The 15,566-nt window shown below is 71.9% G+C and carries 18 protein-coding genes; 6 read left to right on the plus strand and 12 right to left on the minus strand.

Annotated features, from left to right (window positions below; all coding sequences use genetic code 11):
* Positions 1-89: 89 nt before the first annotated feature.
* The 7 genes from C464_RS05820 to C464_RS05850 all read right to left on the minus strand — a co-directional run bounded on the left by C464_RS05820 (position 90) and on the right by C464_RS05850 (position 5,968).
* Positions 90-641: a ferredoxin reductase domain-containing protein gene (locus C464_RS05820; protein ID WP_006112700.1), complete on the minus strand. Its 552-nt coding sequence runs from the start codon at positions 639-641 to the stop codon at positions 90-92.
* A 5-nt stretch (positions 642-646) separates the two neighbouring features.
* Positions 647-976, minus strand: a complete 330-nt coding sequence (locus C464_RS05825; protein ID WP_006112701.1) for a transcription factor S — start codon at positions 974-976, stop codon at positions 647-649.
* 75 nt (positions 977-1,051) lie between these two features.
* On the minus strand, positions 1,052-2,134 hold the full coding sequence (locus C464_RS05830) for a putative sulfate/molybdate transporter (RefSeq protein ID WP_006112702.1): 1,083 nt from the start codon (positions 2,132-2,134) through the stop codon (positions 1,052-1,054).
* A 91-nt stretch (positions 2,135-2,225) separates the two neighbouring features.
* A complete protein-coding gene (locus tag C464_RS05835; protein WP_006112703.1) occupies positions 2,226-2,921 on the minus strand; it encodes a hypothetical protein in 696 nt (231 codons plus the stop codon).
* Entirely contained in the window at positions 2,918-3,910 is a 993-nt protein-coding gene (locus tag C464_RS05840) for a hypothetical protein (RefSeq protein ID WP_006112704.1), read from the minus strand. Before C464_RS05840 ends, C464_RS05835 begins: the two co-directional genes overlap by 4 nt.
* Before the next feature lie 133 nt (positions 3,911-4,043).
* Positions 4,044-4,880 (minus strand): RAD55 family ATPase, encoded by an 837-nt coding sequence (locus C464_RS05845; protein ID WP_006112705.1) that lies wholly within the window; start codon positions 4,878-4,880, stop codon positions 4,044-4,046.
* Between the two features lie 56 nt (positions 4,881-4,936).
* Positions 4,937-5,968 carry a beta-ribofuranosylaminobenzene 5'-phosphate synthase family protein gene (locus C464_RS05850; protein WP_006112706.1) on the minus strand — a complete coding sequence of 344 codons (1,032 nt, stop codon included), beginning with the start codon at positions 5,966-5,968 and terminating at the stop codon, positions 4,937-4,939.
* A gap of 165 nt (positions 5,969-6,133) precedes the next feature.
* Here C464_RS05850 and hemC point away from each other — a divergent pair, with 165 nt between their 5' ends.
* From hemC to C464_RS05870, 4 genes are all read left to right on the plus strand, one after another.
* Positions 6,134-7,309 carry a hydroxymethylbilane synthase gene (hemC, locus tag C464_RS05855; protein WP_006112707.1) on the plus strand — a complete coding sequence of 392 codons (1,176 nt, stop codon included), beginning with the start codon at positions 6,134-6,136 and terminating at the stop codon, positions 7,307-7,309.
* Positions 7,302-8,201, plus strand: a complete 900-nt coding sequence (gene cobA, locus C464_RS05860) for a uroporphyrinogen-III C-methyltransferase (RefSeq protein WP_006112708.1) — start codon at positions 7,302-7,304, stop codon at positions 8,199-8,201. The genes hemC and cobA overlap by 8 nt, the downstream gene beginning before the upstream one ends.
* Positions 8,198-8,956 carry a uroporphyrinogen-III synthase gene (locus C464_RS05865; protein WP_006112709.1) on the plus strand — a complete coding sequence of 253 codons (759 nt, stop codon included), beginning with the start codon at positions 8,198-8,200 and terminating at the stop codon, positions 8,954-8,956. Before cobA ends, C464_RS05865 begins: the two co-directional genes overlap by 4 nt.
* A gap of 215 nt (positions 8,957-9,171) precedes the next feature.
* Positions 9,172-9,573, plus strand: a complete 402-nt coding sequence (locus tag C464_RS05870; protein WP_006112710.1) for a hypothetical protein — start codon at positions 9,172-9,174, stop codon at positions 9,571-9,573.
* Here C464_RS05870 and C464_RS05875 read toward each other — a convergent pair whose 3' ends face one another.
* The 3 genes from C464_RS05875 to C464_RS05885 form a co-directional block, all read right to left on the minus strand.
* The gene (locus C464_RS05875) at positions 9,574-10,713 is read right to left on the minus strand and encodes a DUF4382 domain-containing protein (protein WP_006112711.1); all 1,140 of its coding nucleotides are present in this window, start codon (positions 10,711-10,713) and stop codon (positions 9,574-9,576) included.
* A 129-nt stretch (positions 10,714-10,842) separates the two neighbouring features.
* The gene (locus C464_RS05880; protein WP_006112712.1) at positions 10,843-12,168 is read right to left on the minus strand and encodes a 5'-deoxyadenosine deaminase; all 1,326 of its coding nucleotides are present in this window, start codon (positions 12,166-12,168) and stop codon (positions 10,843-10,845) included.
* A gap of 422 nt (positions 12,169-12,590) precedes the next feature.
* Entirely contained in the window at positions 12,591-13,091 is a 501-nt protein-coding gene (locus C464_RS05885; RefSeq protein ID WP_006112713.1) for a CBS domain-containing protein, read from the minus strand.
* Between the two features lie 88 nt (positions 13,092-13,179).
* Here C464_RS05885 and C464_RS05890 point away from each other — a divergent pair, with 88 nt between their 5' ends.
* A complete protein-coding gene (locus C464_RS05890) occupies positions 13,180-13,674 on the plus strand; it encodes a metal-dependent hydrolase (protein ID WP_006112714.1) in 495 nt (164 codons plus the stop codon).
* 127 nt (positions 13,675-13,801) lie between these two features.
* Entirely contained in the window at positions 13,802-15,019 is a 1,218-nt protein-coding gene (locus C464_RS05895; RefSeq protein WP_006112715.1) for a tyrosine-type recombinase/integrase, read from the plus strand.
* Between the two features lies 1 nt (position 15,020).
* On the opposite strand, the gene C464_RS19165 is transcribed toward C464_RS05895, so the two are convergent.
* Entirely contained in the window at positions 15,021-15,191 is a 171-nt protein-coding gene (locus C464_RS19165; protein ID WP_167539334.1) for a hypothetical protein, read from the minus strand.
* Positions 15,188-15,529 (minus strand): hypothetical protein, encoded by a 342-nt coding sequence (locus C464_RS05900; protein ID WP_006112716.1) that lies wholly within the window; start codon positions 15,527-15,529, stop codon positions 15,188-15,190. The genes C464_RS19165 and C464_RS05900 overlap by 4 nt, the downstream gene beginning before the upstream one ends.
* Positions 15,530-15,566 lie beyond the last annotated feature (37 nt).

A 15,566-nucleotide genomic window follows, 5' to 3' on the forward strand; every position in this document is an offset into this window, starting at 1 on the left:
ACTCGAACAAATCGACGGACAGCGACACTGTGGTGGATGGTAGTCTGTAACGAGACACCGAGGAACGAGAACGGCCGGACCGCGCCCGCTCACGCCGCGTCGTCGCCGCGCGCGCACCGGAGGTCGTCGATCAGTTCGGCCGCCATCCGCCGGCCGCGGGCGGGGTCGTACCCCTCCATCCGGAGGTGCGCCAGCGGGGCCACGTACGGGTTCGGCTCCCAGTGGGCCCACACCTCGGTGGCGCCGTCCGGCGCGGGGAACAGCCGCACGTGGACCTGCCAGTCGCCGGTAAGCCCCTCGGGGCGGTGGACGAAGCTCCCGACCTCGTGGACCGTCTCCCCGTCGCGGTCGTAGGCGTGGAAGTACGCCCGAACGAGCTCCGAGAAGCCCTCCTCGGGGAGTCGCTCGCGGGTCTCTGCGGGGGTCGTCGGCAGCGTCCCAGCGTACTCGTCCGGCGGCGGCGGCAGCACCTGAACGTGGTCGGGCGCGCCGTCGTCTGGCAGCAGCGCGAGGAGCCTCCCGACGGCGAGTCGCACGCGCCAGAACCCGAGCCCGCGGCCGACGAGGAACGCGAGCGGGACGGCAACCGAGAGCGCGGCGAGCGCGCGGACGGACCGAGTCCGTGGGCCTCCCCGCGGCATCGCGGTCAGTTGTACCCCCGCCAGCGGCGGCCGCACTCCTTACACTTGAAGAAGCGGGTCGGGGGCTCGTCGGCGGCCCCCGTCTGCTTGATCGTGTACCACGCCTCCCCGTGGCCGCACTCGTCGCAGACCACGTCGGTCGCGGTCGGCTTCCCCTCGAAGTTCGCGCCCTCCTCCGTCTCGATCACCTCGTCGCCGGTCTGTTCGGTCGTCGACTCGAACTCGGCGGCGAGCGCCTCGTCGCGCTCCGTGGTCGCGCCGCAGTCGTCGTTCTGACACACCATCTCCCCGTCGCGAGAGACCATCATCGAGCCGCAGTCGTCACAGAACTGCATATCGGTGGATTACAGGGCGTCGAGCGGTTTAGGTCCGATGGGTGCGGCCCCGGTCGAGTCGCGCTCGCCGGGACTTCACCGGCCGATCCGCTCCCACGCGAGGTGGACCGCGATCCCGGCGAGGAACGCGACGCCGAGGTTCGTCGCCAGCGCGAGGAGCCCGATCCCGACCGAGAGCGCGCGGTTCCCCGAGTCGGTGACGTTGCGCGCGAGCGAGACGGCGACGACGGCGAGGAGCGCGCCGAGCATCGCCAGCGGGAACGCCGCGATCAGCGCGGGCGTGGCGAAGAGCGCTGCGGCGAGGTAGCCGACGCCGAGGACGACGTTCGCGCCCCCGGTCCGCGCGCCGAAGGCGTACTTGCCGGCCACCCCGTCGCAGCCGTGACACATCGGGACCCCGCCGAGCGGCACCGCGATCAGGTTCGTCACGCCCATGCTCGTCGACAGCTCGTCGGGCGTGACCTCGGCGTCCAGCAGGTCCGAGAAGAGGAGCGACGTCGCGAGCGCGGCGTTGCCGATGGTCATCGCGAGCTGCGCGATCACCCCGTCGAAGGTGGCGCGCGTGACGGCCGCGCCGAGCGAGAGCGTCGGCGGCGCGCCGGGCAACCGGGGCGCGGGAACGCCGGCGACGACGAGCGCGGTCGCGACGCCGACGAGCGCGACGGCCAGCGCGCTCGCTTTCCCCCGGCCCGCGAGCGCGACGGCGATGACGACCCCCGCGAGCGCGACGAGGGGGTCGTCGACCGCGAGGCCGAGTCCCGTCTCCAAGAGCACGAGCCCCACGGCGAACTGGACGCCGCGGATGACGGGTTCGCCGATCCACCGCTCGACGGTCGCGAGCGTTCCCGTGAGCCCGAAAACGAGGAGGAGGCCGCCGAGGACCATCCCGGCGAGCGCGAGCTCGGCGTACGTGAGCGCGCCGGCGATTGCGAGCGCGGCCAGCGCCTTCATCGGCTCGACGGACACCGGGAGGCCGTACCGGACCCCCCAGACGATCTGGAACGCGCCGAACGCGACGAGCGCGTGCGGCAGCGATACCTCCGTCAGCAGCGCCAGCGCGACGACGAGCGGGACGACCGTAATCGAATCCCCTATCGCGCCGGTGAGCGCACCGGCTCCGAACTCGACCGATCGGCGCTCGCCTGAGACGGGTCCCATCGCGTGACGTGCGTCGTACCGACCGCTCGCACTTGAACGCGTTCAGAAACGTCGAAGGGGTACTCGCACGGGGTCGCGCGGTCGATTCCGGTTACTCCCGGTCGAACGCGGGGCCCTCCGCGTCGACCATCGGGCAGTCGCGGACGCGGAACCGCGAGAAGTCGACCGACTCGACGATCGCGGTCCCCTCGTGGGAACACGCGGTCTCGGGGGGTTCCGAGAAGTGCGGACACTGCTGACAGTAGCTCCGCTTGTCGACCACCTGCTCGTCGGGAGTCGCCGCCCCGCCGGCCGTCGGATCGGCCGACCGTCCCGCGGCGTCGCCGAGGTCGCCGCCGGCCTCGGCGTCGAACGCAGACGCGTCGGGGCCGACTACCGTCCCCTCGTCGAGCGCCTCCCAGACGTCCTCGTCGCCGACCTCGCCGGTCCCCATCGACTCGAAGGGGTCCCCGTCGGTCGCCGCGCCGCCCGCGTCGGCGTCCAACTCAGCGAACGGGTCGTCGGCCGGCGCGGCCGGTTCCGGGTCCGCGGGCGACGCCTCCGCGTCACCGCCGGAACCGTTCTCCTCCGCCGGCCTCGCGTCCTCACCGACGCCCTCGCCGAGCGCCTCGAACGGGTCCTCGACGGCGTCGCTCGTCTCGTCGTCGAAGGGGTCGCTATCGGTGGCTTCGTCGTCGAAGGGGTCGCCGTCGGTGGCTCCGTCGTCGAAGGGATCGGAGTCAGAGAATTCGTCGTCGAAGGGGTCGTCCCCGCCGTCGTCGCGGTCCGGCCGGTCGTCGTCGCTCATCGCTTCTCCCCGCTGGCCCCGCCGTCGCTCGCGGTCCGGTCCGGCGATCGGGTGCCGTCGGCGCGGTCGCCGTCCGCGACGTCGCCGTCGATTGCCGGCCGGTCGCCGACGAGGAGTTTGGACGTGCCGAGGAAGCCCGTGCTGGGCTCGACGTCCTCGAACCGCCGCCCGCAGTGGGGACACTCCGGGGCCGACAGCAGCCCCAGTTCGACGTCGCCGCCGCACTGGTCGCAGTCGGCGGTCCGCACTCCGTGTCGGTTGGCCGTCCGCGTCAGCGCGTCGAGTCGCTCGCGGTCCGCGCGGTCGCGCTCGGCCGCGTCGAGCCGCCGCTTGACCCTGACGACCGCGTTGGCGACCCGCGAGAGCTTGTCGTCGATCTCGGTCAGCTCGTCCGCCGAGATGTCGCCGAGGTCGGACTCGACCGCGGCGACCCGGTCGTCAACGGTCTCGACCCGCTCGTCGACGTCGTCGATTCGGCTGTCGGCCCCGTCGAGACGCTCGTCGAAGGCCGCCAACCGGTCGCTGACGGCGTCCAGCTCGTCGAGACGGGCGTCGAGGGCCGTCACCCGCTCGTCGAGGTCGGCGACCCGGTCCGACGACGGCGCGTCGGCGACGGCGGCGTCGAGGCGGTCGAGCCGCGCCGCGGCCTCCTCCAGTTCGGCGGCGAGGTCGTCGAGCCGCGCCGCGGTCGCGCGCTCCGCGTCGCCCTCGGCGGTCGCGTCGCCGGCGTCTTCGTCCGCGGCGTCGAGCGACTCCACCTCCCGGTAGAGGTCGACGAACCGCTCGCGGAGGTCGGTGACCTTCTCGTCTAGCTCCGCGTCGAGGTCGTCGAGGCGCGCCTCGACCGCCGCCAGCTCCTCGGCGTTGGGGACGTCGATCTCCTCGGACTCCGCGAGCGCGACGAGCGCGCGCTTGAGGAACTCCTCGCGGCTCACGCCGGCGTCCGCGGCGGCGTCGTCGAGGGCGGCCGCCGGGTCGAGGTCACTCATCGCGGGTCCTCCGTCATCTACGTGTCGTTGAGCGGCGAGGCTTAAGTAACCTGCCGCGGCGTTCTCCGAATCGATACTGGGCGGAAGTCGTCTGATCGGGGGACGGACGGCGGACCGAACCGGGCCGCGCCCGCTACCGGATCTTGCGCACGTCGCTGATGTCGAACCCGCCCTCGTGGATCTCGGTCTCGAAGCGGACGATGTTCTCGGCCTCCAGCCGCGAGAGCACGCCGCGGAACTCGCGGACGAACATGGTCCGGGCGCGCTGCGAGCCGCCGCTCTCCCAAGAGAACTGGAGCGTCCCGCCGGCGGCGTCCATCAGCGTGCCGAACTCGCGGTCGCTGATCGAGTCCGTGTTCACCAACACGAGGACGAGGGCGCCCCACTCGTAGGCGGCCTTCTTCAGCCCCTTCATCACCATGGCGACGTCGCTCCAGTCGGTGTCGTCGGAGCCCATGGAGACGAGGTCGGTGACCGAGTCGATGCAGACGAGGCTCCCTTGCCCGTGCTCGGAGAGGTAGTCGCCGAACGCGGTGAGGACGTCCTCGTACTCGCCGCGGTCGCCGAGTTCGGTGATCGAGGCCGTCTCCGTCTCGTACCAGTCGCGCGGCACCGGCGACAGCTGGAAGTACTCCGGCGAGAGGTCGCGGAAGGATATCTCGTCGACCGCGGCGTCGACGATCTCGTCGGCCATGGTGAACCCCATCTCTCGGGTGATCGCCTCGGTGTCGGCAGTGAAGGAGATGTAGTGGACCGACTCGGGCAGCGCGGCCCCCGCGTCGATGTCGCCGTAGTACAGGTCGAACAGCTCCTCGTCGGCCCGCGCGAGCGCGTTCATCGCCGCGCTGGTGTAACAGAACTCCCGAGCGCCCGCGCCCGCCTCGCCGGCGAGCAACACGACGCTGCCGGGCGGCGCGCCGCCGCCGAGGATCGAATCGAGGCGCGCGACCCCGAACGGAAGACTAGACATGGCTTACGCCCCGTCGCCCCGGGGCTTAGTGTTACCTCTCCCGGTCCGTGCCGCCCTCACTCGCCCGCGCCCTCGTCGACTCGCGCGCCCTCGTCGGCCGCCCGGACGACCGCCACCTCGCCGCCGACGCCGGCCGCGTCGAGCGCGCGCTCGCCGGCGTCGCGGGCCGCGTCCGCGTGCGCCGCGTCGGTGACGCCGTAGACTGTCGGTCCCCACGAGGACTGCCCGGCACCGTACACCGACGCGGCCCCCGACAGGGAGTCGACGACCTCCCCCACCGGCGGCCGGTACACTCCGCCCTGCTCGTCGGTGTACCACGCGCCGTTGAGCCGGCCGATCTCGGCGACCGCGGCCCCGAACGCCTCCGCGTTTCCCGCCGCGACCGCGGGGAGGACGCGCCGGGTGACGATGCCTCCGATGCGGTCGGCGAGCCCCGGCTCCGCGCGCTCGACCGCGGTCCGCATCGCGTCGTCCTCCGCCGCTCCGTTCCGGCCGGCGGCCGCCTCGGGCGCGACGAGCAGGAACCGCCAGTCGTCCGGGACGGCGTGGCGCGCGGCCACCGGCGGCACGGTCCACTCGCCGTCCGCGGGGCGGTCCGTGGTGAAGCGCGCGGTCGGGTGACCGGCGTCGAGCACGAATCCGCCCGCCTCGAACGTCGCGACGCCGACGCCGGAACGCCCGCCGCGGCCGAGGGCCGGAGCGCGCTCGCGCACCCGGGCCGGCTGCCCGTGGGCGGCCGCGACCGCCGCGAGCGTCGCCGCCGCCAACTGCGTCCCGCTGCCGAGCCCGGCGTGGCGCGGGAGCGACTCGCGGACCGCGACCCGAGCGCCGTCGACCCCGAGGAGGTCGACGGCCGCCGTCGCGTATCCGCGGACGTCGTCGCACACGCTCTGCGGCGGATCGGTCGACGCAGACTGGCCCGCCGCCGCCTCCTCGACCGTCACGCGCACCTCGGCGTCGCGCTCGGCGTCGACGACGACGCGGGGGCCGGCGAGCCCGACGCCGAGCGCGCCGTACAGCCGCTCGTGCGAGAGGCTGAGGTTACAGAAGCCGAAGTGGAGCCGCGCCCCGGCGCTCGCGCGTGCCATCTCGCCTCCGGCTAGGGCGGCGAGTGATAAAGGGCCCGTGACGGTGGCGGGAGTTGCCTCGGAACCCGACGCGGTCGTCGTCCCCGCGAATCCGGCGCGAGCCGCCGCGGTCGCCGAGGGAGCCGAACTGGTGCGCTTTTGAACGCGGGGGACCTCGGTCCGGGTATGACCGAAACGCTCAGGCTCGCGACCCGCGGGTCGGACCTGGCCCTCCGGCAGGCCGAGACCGTCCGCGAGGCGCTGTCGAGCCGACGCCGCGACGTCGAACTCCGACAGGTGGAGACGCGCGGCGACCAGATCCCCGACGAACTGATCCACCGCCTCGGGAAGACGGGGGCGTTCGTGCGCGCCTTAGACGAGGAGATTCTCGCCGGGGACGCCGACCTCGCAGTCCACTCGCTGAAGGACCTCCCCACCGAGGAGATGGCGGACCTCGTCGTCGCCGGGATCCCCGAACGCGCGCCCTCCGGCGACGTGGTCGTCCACCCGGACGGGCTCGGCGTCGAGGAGCTCCCCGCGGGTGCCGTCGTCGGAACCGGGTCGCTCCGCCGGGGAGCCCAGATCCGGGCGGCCCGACCGGACCTCACCGTCGAGCCGATCCGCGGCAACGTCGACACGCGGCTGGAGAAACTGCTCGCGCCCGGCCTTCAGGCGGAACACGAGCGGCGGCTGATCGCCGCCGGCGAGGAGAGCGCGCTGACGGCGGAGGGCGTGGAAGACGCGGAGGACGAGGACGCGGGCGACGACGGCGCGGACGACGACGCGGACGGTGACGACGAAGGCGACGAGGCGGTCGACGCCGACTTCGAGCGGACCGTCGAGGAGTGGTTCGACTCGCTGTCCGACCTCGAACGCGACGCGATGGAGCGCAAGGTCGAGACCGAGTACGACGCGGTCGTCCTCGCGGAGGCGGGGCTCCGCCGCTCGAACCTCTTCTACGAGGTGGAGACGACGCGGCTCCCGCGAGAGGAGTTCGTCCCCGCGGCGGGACAGGGGGCCATCGCGGTCACGGCGAGCGACCCCGACGTGGTCGAGGCGGTGCGCGACGCGGTCGACCACCCGCGGACCCGCGTGGCGGTCACCGTCGAGCGGACGGTCCTCGGCGAGCTCAACGGGGGCTGCGTCGCGCCGATCGGCGTCTCCGCGATGGTTCAGGGCGAGCACGTCCACGTCCGGGCGCGGGTGCTCTCGACCGACGGCACCGAGGAGGTGGCCGGCACCCGCGACCTCCCGATCCGGTCGCACGCGACGGCCGCCGCGGAGTTCGCCGCGGACCTCGCGGATCGCGGCGCGGACGACCTGATCGAAGCGGCCCGCGAGGAGGCCGAGGCCGATGAGTGACGACGGCGTCGGGACGGGCCCGGAGACGGACGCGGACGAGCCGCCGACGCGAAGCCGCGACGACGCCGTCGGCACCGTCTTCCTCGTCGGCTCGGGGCCGGGCGACCCGGGCCTCCTCACGGTGAAGGCGAAGCGCCTGATCGAGTCGGCCGACGTGGTGCTCCACGACAAGCTCCCGGGCCCGGAGATCCTCGGCGAGATCCCCGAGTCGAAGCGCGAGGACGTGGGCAAGCGTGCCGGCGGCGAGTGGACGCCACAGGAGTACACCAACCGTCGCATGGTGGAGCTGGCCCGCGAGGGGAACCGCGTCGTCCGGCTGAAGGGCGGCGACCCGTTCGTCTTCGGCCGCGGCGGCGAGGAGGCCGAACACCTCGCCGAGGCGGGGATCCCCTTCGAGGTCGTGCCCGGCGTCACCTCGGCCATCGCGGGGCCCGCGGTCGCCGGGATCCCGGTCACCCACCGCGACCACACCTCGTCGGTCTCGTTCGTCACGGGCCACGAGGACCCGACGAAGGACGAGTCCGCGGTCGACTGGGAGGCGCTCGCGGCGACCGGCGGGACCATCGTCGTGCTGATGGGCGTCGGGAAGCTGCCGGCGTACGCCGCCGAGCTCCGCGACACCGGCCTCGACGGCGGCACGCCGGTCGCGCTCGTCGAGCGCGCCACGTGGTCGGACATGCGCGTCGCCACCGGGACGCTCGACACCATCGTCGACGTCCGCGACGAGGCGGGGATCGAACCGCCGGCGATCACCGTGATCGGCGACGTGGCGGCGACCCGAGACCGGGTCGTGACCCTCCTCGAAAACGCCGGCTCCGCGCCGGTCCGGTCGGCGAGCGAGAGCGACGGATCCGGGGCGGACGACGCCCCGGACGGGGGTGACGGGACGTGAGCGACGAGGCGGACGGGCCGCGCGTGGCCGTCTTCCGCCCGGACGACGAGCGGATCGAGTCGGCCGGCGAACTGCTCCGGTCGCTCGGCGCGGAGCCGGTCGCCGACCCGATGCTCGAGGTCAACCCGACGGGGGCCGCCCCCGCCGCCGCGCCGCTCGTCGTGTTCACGAGCAAGACCGGCGTGGAACTGGCGACCGAGGCGGGATGGGAGCCCGGAGACGCCGACCTCGCGGCCATCGGCCCGGCGACCGCCGCGGCCGCCCGCGAGGCGGGGTGGACGGTCGACCTCGTCCCGGAGGAGTACACTTCCGCGGGCCTCGTCGCGGCGCTCCGCCCCCGGGTCGCGGGCGAGCGCGTGACGGTCGCCCGCTCCGATCACGGCAGCGACGTGCTGCTCGACGGGCTCCGCGACGCGGGTGCCGACGTGACCGAGACCGTGCTGTACCGGCTCGCGCGGCCGGCCGGCGCGGGCGACTCCGCGGAGCTGGCCGCCGCGGGGGACCTCGACGCGGCCGCGTTCACCTCCTCGCTGACCGTCGACAACTTCCTCGCGGCGGCCGCCGACCGCGGCGTGGAGGCGGCGGCGCGCGCCGGGCTCGCGGACGCGGTCGTCGGCGTCATCGGTCCGCCGACCGCGGAGACGGCCGCGGACCGCGGCGTCGACGTCGATGTCATCCCCGAGGAGGCGTCGTTCGAGGCGCTCGCGACCGCCGTCGTCGACGCGCTCGACGCGGGATCGGGCCGAGAACGCTGAGTCCCCGGCCGGCGACGCACCCGCGGAGGGACCCGTCGCTCGCCGTTCGACTCTATCCCCTGATAACGGACCGCGACGAGGCGGGAGTCGAAGGTCTGGACTCAGTAATTCGGCCGTGACGGTACCGGAGCGTCGCCGCCCGCCTGCGATCACGAAATATCAGACGGGATATTCGGGTGGTGTGATTTATGCCTCAGTACGCGAGACGACGCGTCATGGAACCGAGCGAGCGCTGGCTGCTGCGGGTCGAGGACGACGTCCTCGTCGTCGAGTTCCCACACGGGACTGGACTGAGCCCCGCAGACGGCGAGGCGCTCCTCGATCGCTGGCGGAACGCCACCGACCCGGACGTGGTCGACGCCGTCGTGATCGTCGTGCGGACGAGCCGTCCCTGTTCCGACGCCGGCCGCCGGGCGCTCCGCGAGTCGGCGCAGATAGCGGTCGCCCGCGGCGTCGACCGGTTCGCCGTCGTCGGGCAGCGCTCGAAGCGCCGGTACCTCCGGCGGACCATCGACGTCGAGGGAGTCGACACCGAGGCGTTCAACGACGACGACGCCGCGATACAATGGGCGAGGTGCCCGTCTTCGACCGCGTCGTCGGTCGAACCCTCCTCGTAGTTAGCTTCCGGTCTCGGTGCCGTTCTCCGCGTCGTCCGTCTCGTTACCGCCGGTAGCGTCGCCGGAGCCGTCGGTCGTCTCCTCGCTCTCGTCGTCCGACTCCTCGCTCTCGTCGTCGCCGTCCCCGTCCGCTTCGTCCGCCTCCTCGCTCTCGTCGTCGATCTCGTTGACTTCGACGTCGCGGCCGGCGACCCCGCTGCCCGAGATCACGGGCTGGAGGATGTAGCCGTTGTTCTTCCCGCGTTTGACGACGTTGATGTCGAAGACGAAGCTGACCGGCTCGTCCGCGGTGACCTCGAACCCGTTCGTGATCTGGAGCTTCTCGCTCGGGAGCTTCACGTCGACCTCGCTCCCGTCGACGATCCCCTCGACGGCGGAGACCGCCAGTTCGATCTTCTCGTAGCTCCCGGCCGGGAGCTCGCCGTCGAAGACGGCGATCGCGTCCTCGTCGATCACCTGCGTGAGGTCGACCGTCGCGCCGTCGAGGTCGACGACCCGGAAGCCGGGGTCCTCCCCGCCGTCCGCGGCGTCTCCCTCGTCGTCGTCCGCTTCGGCGTCTCCCTCGTCGTCGTCCGCTTCGGCGTCTCCCTCGTCTTCGTCTGCGCTCTCGTCCCCTTCCCCGTCGTCCTCCTCGTCCGCCGTGCCGTTGGGGGACTCGTCGTCACCGTCGGTCTCGGTGGCGTTCTCACCGGTGTCGTCGTCGGTCTCGGTGGCGTTCCCTTCGGTGTCGTCGTCCGACTCTCCCGCGTCGTCGTCCTCGCCTTCCGTCTCTTCGTCACCTTCCTCGCCCTCGCCGTCACCGGCCTCGAACACGCGGGCCCGGTCGAGAGTCACGTCCAGCCGGTCGAAGTCGCCGATGTCGGCCGGGGCGTCGCTGATGAGGAGGCGGAAGGTGCCGGTGAGGGTCTCCGAGCCGCCGTCGGAACCGTCGGAACCGTCGGAACCGTCCGAATCGCCCGAACCCCCCGACGACGGGAGCGATCCCTCGCCGGCGCAGCCGGCGAGCAGCGTCGCGGTCGCACCGGCTCCGAGGGCCACGAACTTCCGTCGGTCGAGGCCGCCGGTGGCCCCGTCGGCCGGCCGGCCGTCGTCTGTCAGCTGCGATCCGTCGCCGCCCGTCGTCCGCGATCGGTCCGTCATGGTGATTCGACGGACGGGCCGCGGACGGGTATAAATCGGAGATACTCCGGCCGGATTCAGGCCAATAAAGTCGGTTTTAGCGGGTCCCGCGGCGGTTCGCGGCGAGCGGCCCGCGCTCGGCGGGGCGGACTACGGTTCTGCCGTGTCGATGCCGGCCGCGTCGACCACGCGCTCGGCGTGGCGCGTCGCGCGCTCGCGGACCGCCGCCGCGTCGACCCCGACGTGCTCGCCGTCCGCGTAGCGGACCTCGCCGTCGACCATCGTGAAGACCACGTCGTCGCCGTGGGCCGCGTACACCAGATGCGAGAGGGGGTCGTGGAGCGGCGTCGCGCGGGTCAGGTCGGTCGTGATCCCGATCACGTCGGCGCGGTGTCCCTCGCGCAGCGCGCCGAGTCGGTCGAAGCCGGCGGCGCGAGCGCCGTGTTCGGTCGCCATCTCCAGCACGGTCGACGCCGGGAGGCGGGTCGGGTCGCGGGCGTCGACCTTGCCGAGGAGGCTCGCCTGCCGCATCTCTGTGAAGGGGTCGAGCGTGTTGTTACACGGCGGGCCGTCGTTGCCGAGCGCGACCGTGACCCCGCGGTCGAGGTAGTCCTGGACCGGGGCGATCCCCGAGGCGAGTTTCATGTTCGAGGAGGGGCAGTGGGTGACCACCGTGTCCGTCTCGGCGAGGACCTCGCGCTCGCGCTCGTCGGTGTGGACGCAGTGGGCGAGCGTCACGTCCGGCCCGGTCAGGCCGACCTCGTCGAGCCAGAGGAGGTTGCGCCGCCCGGTGTCGGCCTCGACCGTCTCGATCTCGTCCTCGTTCTCGCTGGCGTGGGTGTGGATCGTCACGCCGTCGTACCGGTCGGCCAGCTCGCGGCAGCCGCGCAGGCAGGCCTCGGTACAGGTGACGGCGAACCGCGGCGTGACCGCGTAGCGGACGCGGCCGCCGGCGGCCCCGTGGTACTCCCGGATGAGCGCCTCGCTCTCCGCGAGCGCGGCGTCGGTCTCCTCCAAGAGACCGTCCGGCGAGTCGCGGTCCATCAGCACCTTCCCGAGCCGCGCACGGATCCCCGTCTCGATCGCGGCCTCGAACGCCTCCGCGGCGTGGTTCACCGAGAGGTGGTCGACGACGGTCGTCGTCCCCGATTCGAGACACTCCAAGTAGCCGAGCTCGGCGGCCGCGCGGGTGGCCTCGGCGTCCATCGCGGCCTCCATAGGCAGCACAGCGTCGAACAGCCAGTCGAGGAGCGCGGCGTCGTCGGCGATCCCCCGGCCCAGCGACTGGACGGAGTGAACGTGGCCGCCGACGAGGCCGGGCGCGACGAGGTCGAAGTCGCGGCGCTCGTGGTCGGGGTAGCGGTCCCGCAGCGTGCGCTCGTCGCCGACCGCGGCGATCGTGTTCCCCTCGACGACGACGGCGCCGTCGGGGATGACGGTCTCGGAGTCGGCCACGACGGTTCCGGCGATCAGCATGTCCGTCCGTTCCTGACGGTGGACCGGTAAGAGGCTGTCCGTTCGGTGATTTCTGTTCGATCGGCGTCTTGGGCTACTGAGATAGCCGATAACTAATTGTGCGGTGGCGCGTGCCTGCGAGCGGCCGCCACCGGCGGCCGCGAGGAACACGCGCGAGGGACGCGGCGACCGGAGGGAGCCGCGAGGTTGGGGAGGTGTGAGGTGCTGTGCGGGGCGGTGCGGAGCGGTGCGGGGTGTGGGACTCAAAGGGGCAGCCGCGAGGGCGAAGCACGCCGCAGTAAGCACCGCAACGAGGGAGCGTGAGCGACCGAGTGAGGCGTGCAGCAAGACGCGCGAGCCGTCGCGGCTGGGGCTTTGGAGGGGTTCCCCGCCGAGCGGCGCTCGACTACTTCTAAATACTCGCCGAGAGATACCGTGTCAACTTATTCCAGTCGGCGGTCGCGGAACGCGCGGATCACGTCCTGCCGGGCGATGATGCCGACGAGCCGACCCTCATCATCGACGACGGGCACGCGGTTGATGTCGGGGTCGTCGCCGACGAGCAGGTCCAGCACGTCGTCGACGGGAGCATCCGGCGTCACCGTCGCCACGTCGGCGCTCATCACGTCGGAGACGGGGCGGTCCGCGTTGCGGATCATGTCGACGCCGAGGTCGAGGTCGGCCCACGGGCGCTTCACCTGATACGAGAGGGTGTCGACGAACGGCGGGAGGCCGATGGGGATCCACAGCGTCTCGTCCTCGGGTTCGAACAGGTCGACGAGGTCGGACTCGGTGATGACGCCCACCACCCGCTCGTCGTCGTCGACCACGGGGAACCCGCTGAACTCGTACCGGGCGAACCGCTTGAACACGTCTGCGACGTCGTCGTCGGGCGAGACCGTCTTCACGTCCGGTTCCATCAGGTCGCGGGCGGTGAGTGACATACCGGACGGTCACGGCGGGAGGCCGTAGTCGTTTCGCCCCCGGCGCAGCGACACAACGAACTTACCGACCCGGAACGCAGTCGATCACGTGTACCGAAACGGCCACGTCGGGGCGTCGCTCGTCGTCTACGCGCCGTTCGGGTTCCTCGTCACCGCCCTCGCCTCGGTCGAGGTCGGCGGCGGCGGCGCGCTCGGCGTCGCCTCGCTGGCGATGGTCCCCGACCTCGACGTGCGGATCCCCTTCGTCCGGCACCGGGGAATCACGCACACCGTCTGGTTCGCGCTGCTCGTCGGGGTCGCATTCGGGCTGGTCGGGGCGGCCGTCGGCCTCGATGACGGACTCGCCGAGGCGCTCCTGTTCGGCGGCGCTGGATTCCTGTTCGGCGCGGTGACGATCGTCTCGCACCTCCTCGCGGACGCGCTCACGCCGATGGGCGTCCGGCCGTACGCGCCCGTGCGAGACGACGAGTACACGCTCGGCCTGTTCACCGCTGCGAACCCGCTCGCGAACTACGCGCTGTTGGGACTCGGACTAGTCGTCGTCGCGGTCGCGCTCGTCGCCGGCGAAGCGGTCCCGGCGTAGGGGGACGGTCGCGCGGCGCGGACGAGGAGACCGCAAGCGCCGACGCTCGGCAGTCGGGAAGTCGAGAAGATGGCCGGGGTGGGCTCCGAACACGATGTTTACATGGCGACTGATATACTATTTGAACATGACCGATCAGCCCCGGACTGCGATCGATCGCTCCGTTGAGCGGTGTCAGAATCGCGAGGGGATGAGCGAGGCCGACGCCGAGGCCATCCTCGACGCCCACCGACACATCGAGCTCCTCGGCCCGAGCGAGATCTCCGAGAGCCACCACAGCGACGTCCTCATGCGAAGCGTCAAGATGGCGCGCGAGGTCGGCGGCCTCGCCGACGCCCTCGAGGACAGAGAGGCGGCCGAGGAGATCGTCCGCTGGATCAACCGCTCCTACGAGAACGAAGAGACGAACCGAGGATACCGGAAGTGCCTCCGCGCCTTCGGTCGGCACGCCATCGGCGTCGAGGAGACACCCGAGACACTCGCGTGGGTTCCGTCGGGCTATTCCAGCACCTACGACCCGGCACCCGATCCCGGCGAGATGTTCCACTGGGATGAGCACGTCAAGCCGATGATCGACGCCGCCTCGAACGTTCGCGACGAGGCGCTCGTCGCCCTCTGCTGGGACCTCGGCCCGCGAACCTCCGAGCTCTACGACCTCCAGGTCACCGACATCTCCGAAGGGGAGTTCGGCCTCCGGATCAACATCGAGAACGGGAAGAACGGCTCGCGCTCGCCGACCATCGTCAAGGCCGTCCCCTACGTCCGTGACTGGCTCGAACGCCATCCCGGCGCTGGCGAGGACTACCTGTGGAGTCGCATCAACCGCCCCGACCGCGTCAGTCGGAACTACCTGCGGGACGTCCTGAAGCGACTCGCCCGGAACGCCCCGATCGACCCGCCGGCGACGCCGACGCCGACGCAGTTCCGGAAGAGCTCGGCCAGCTACCTCGCCAGCCAGAACGTCAACCAAGCCTTCCTCGAAGATCATCACGGCTGGGTCCGTGGTTCCGACAAGGCCGCCCGGTACGTCGCTGTCTTCGGTGACGCGAACGACCGCGCCATCGCGAGCGCGCACGGCGTCGACGTCGAGGTCACTGACGACACGCCCTCGATGAGCGAGTGCGTCCGCTGCGAAGAGCTCAACGAGCCCGACCGGTCGCGATGCCGTCGGTGTGGCTACCCGCTCGACCAGCAGGCGGTCGAGCGCGAAGACCTCCGACAGGAGCGCCTCAGTAAGCAACTCGCCATGCTCGACGGCGACGACGCGATGCGTCTCCTCGAGGTCATGGATGCCCTGGACGATCCGGAGGTCCTCGAAACGCTCGACCGAATCGCGAGCCGGTGACTCACTCGCCATCGTCGGCCTCCTGACGCTCGTCGAGCGCCACCAGCATGTTCTGGGCGTGCGGTGCCCACGGGCCGTCCTCCTCGACGATCTTCTCGAAGAGGTCGCGCTTGTCCGCGAGCTGCTCCCACGGTTCCTGTGCGTCGTCAGCTGTGGATGTCGTCGTACTCATCGGGCAGCCTCCAAATTCCGCGGGTCAATCTGCGCGCAGTACTCCGTGCCACACTGCTCGTCGACGGCAGCCGCGACGGCGACGCCGTGGATGTTGGACAGGTGCGCCGGCGAGAGGCCGTACACCGTCACGAGCGCCTGGTCGCGACGGAAGACGACCGTGTCGGTCAGCTCGTCGAAGACGGCCTCGTCGTGTGCCGGGACGGGCGCAACGGCCGGGATCGTCACGGTGACGCCCCGCTCGTAGGCCACCGCAGCCGAGACGAGCTCACCGCTCGTTCGGTCGCGCATCCGCCCCGCACAGTGCGGGGTGACGCACTCGACAGGCTCGATGCTCATGCGACCACCATGATGATCAGGAGTGCGCTGAGCGCGG

Source organism: Halorubrum coriense DSM 10284 (genome assembly GCF_000337035.1).
GTDB classification, from domain to species: domain Archaea; phylum Halobacteriota; class Halobacteria; order Halobacteriales; family Haloferacaceae; genus Halorubrum; species Halorubrum coriense.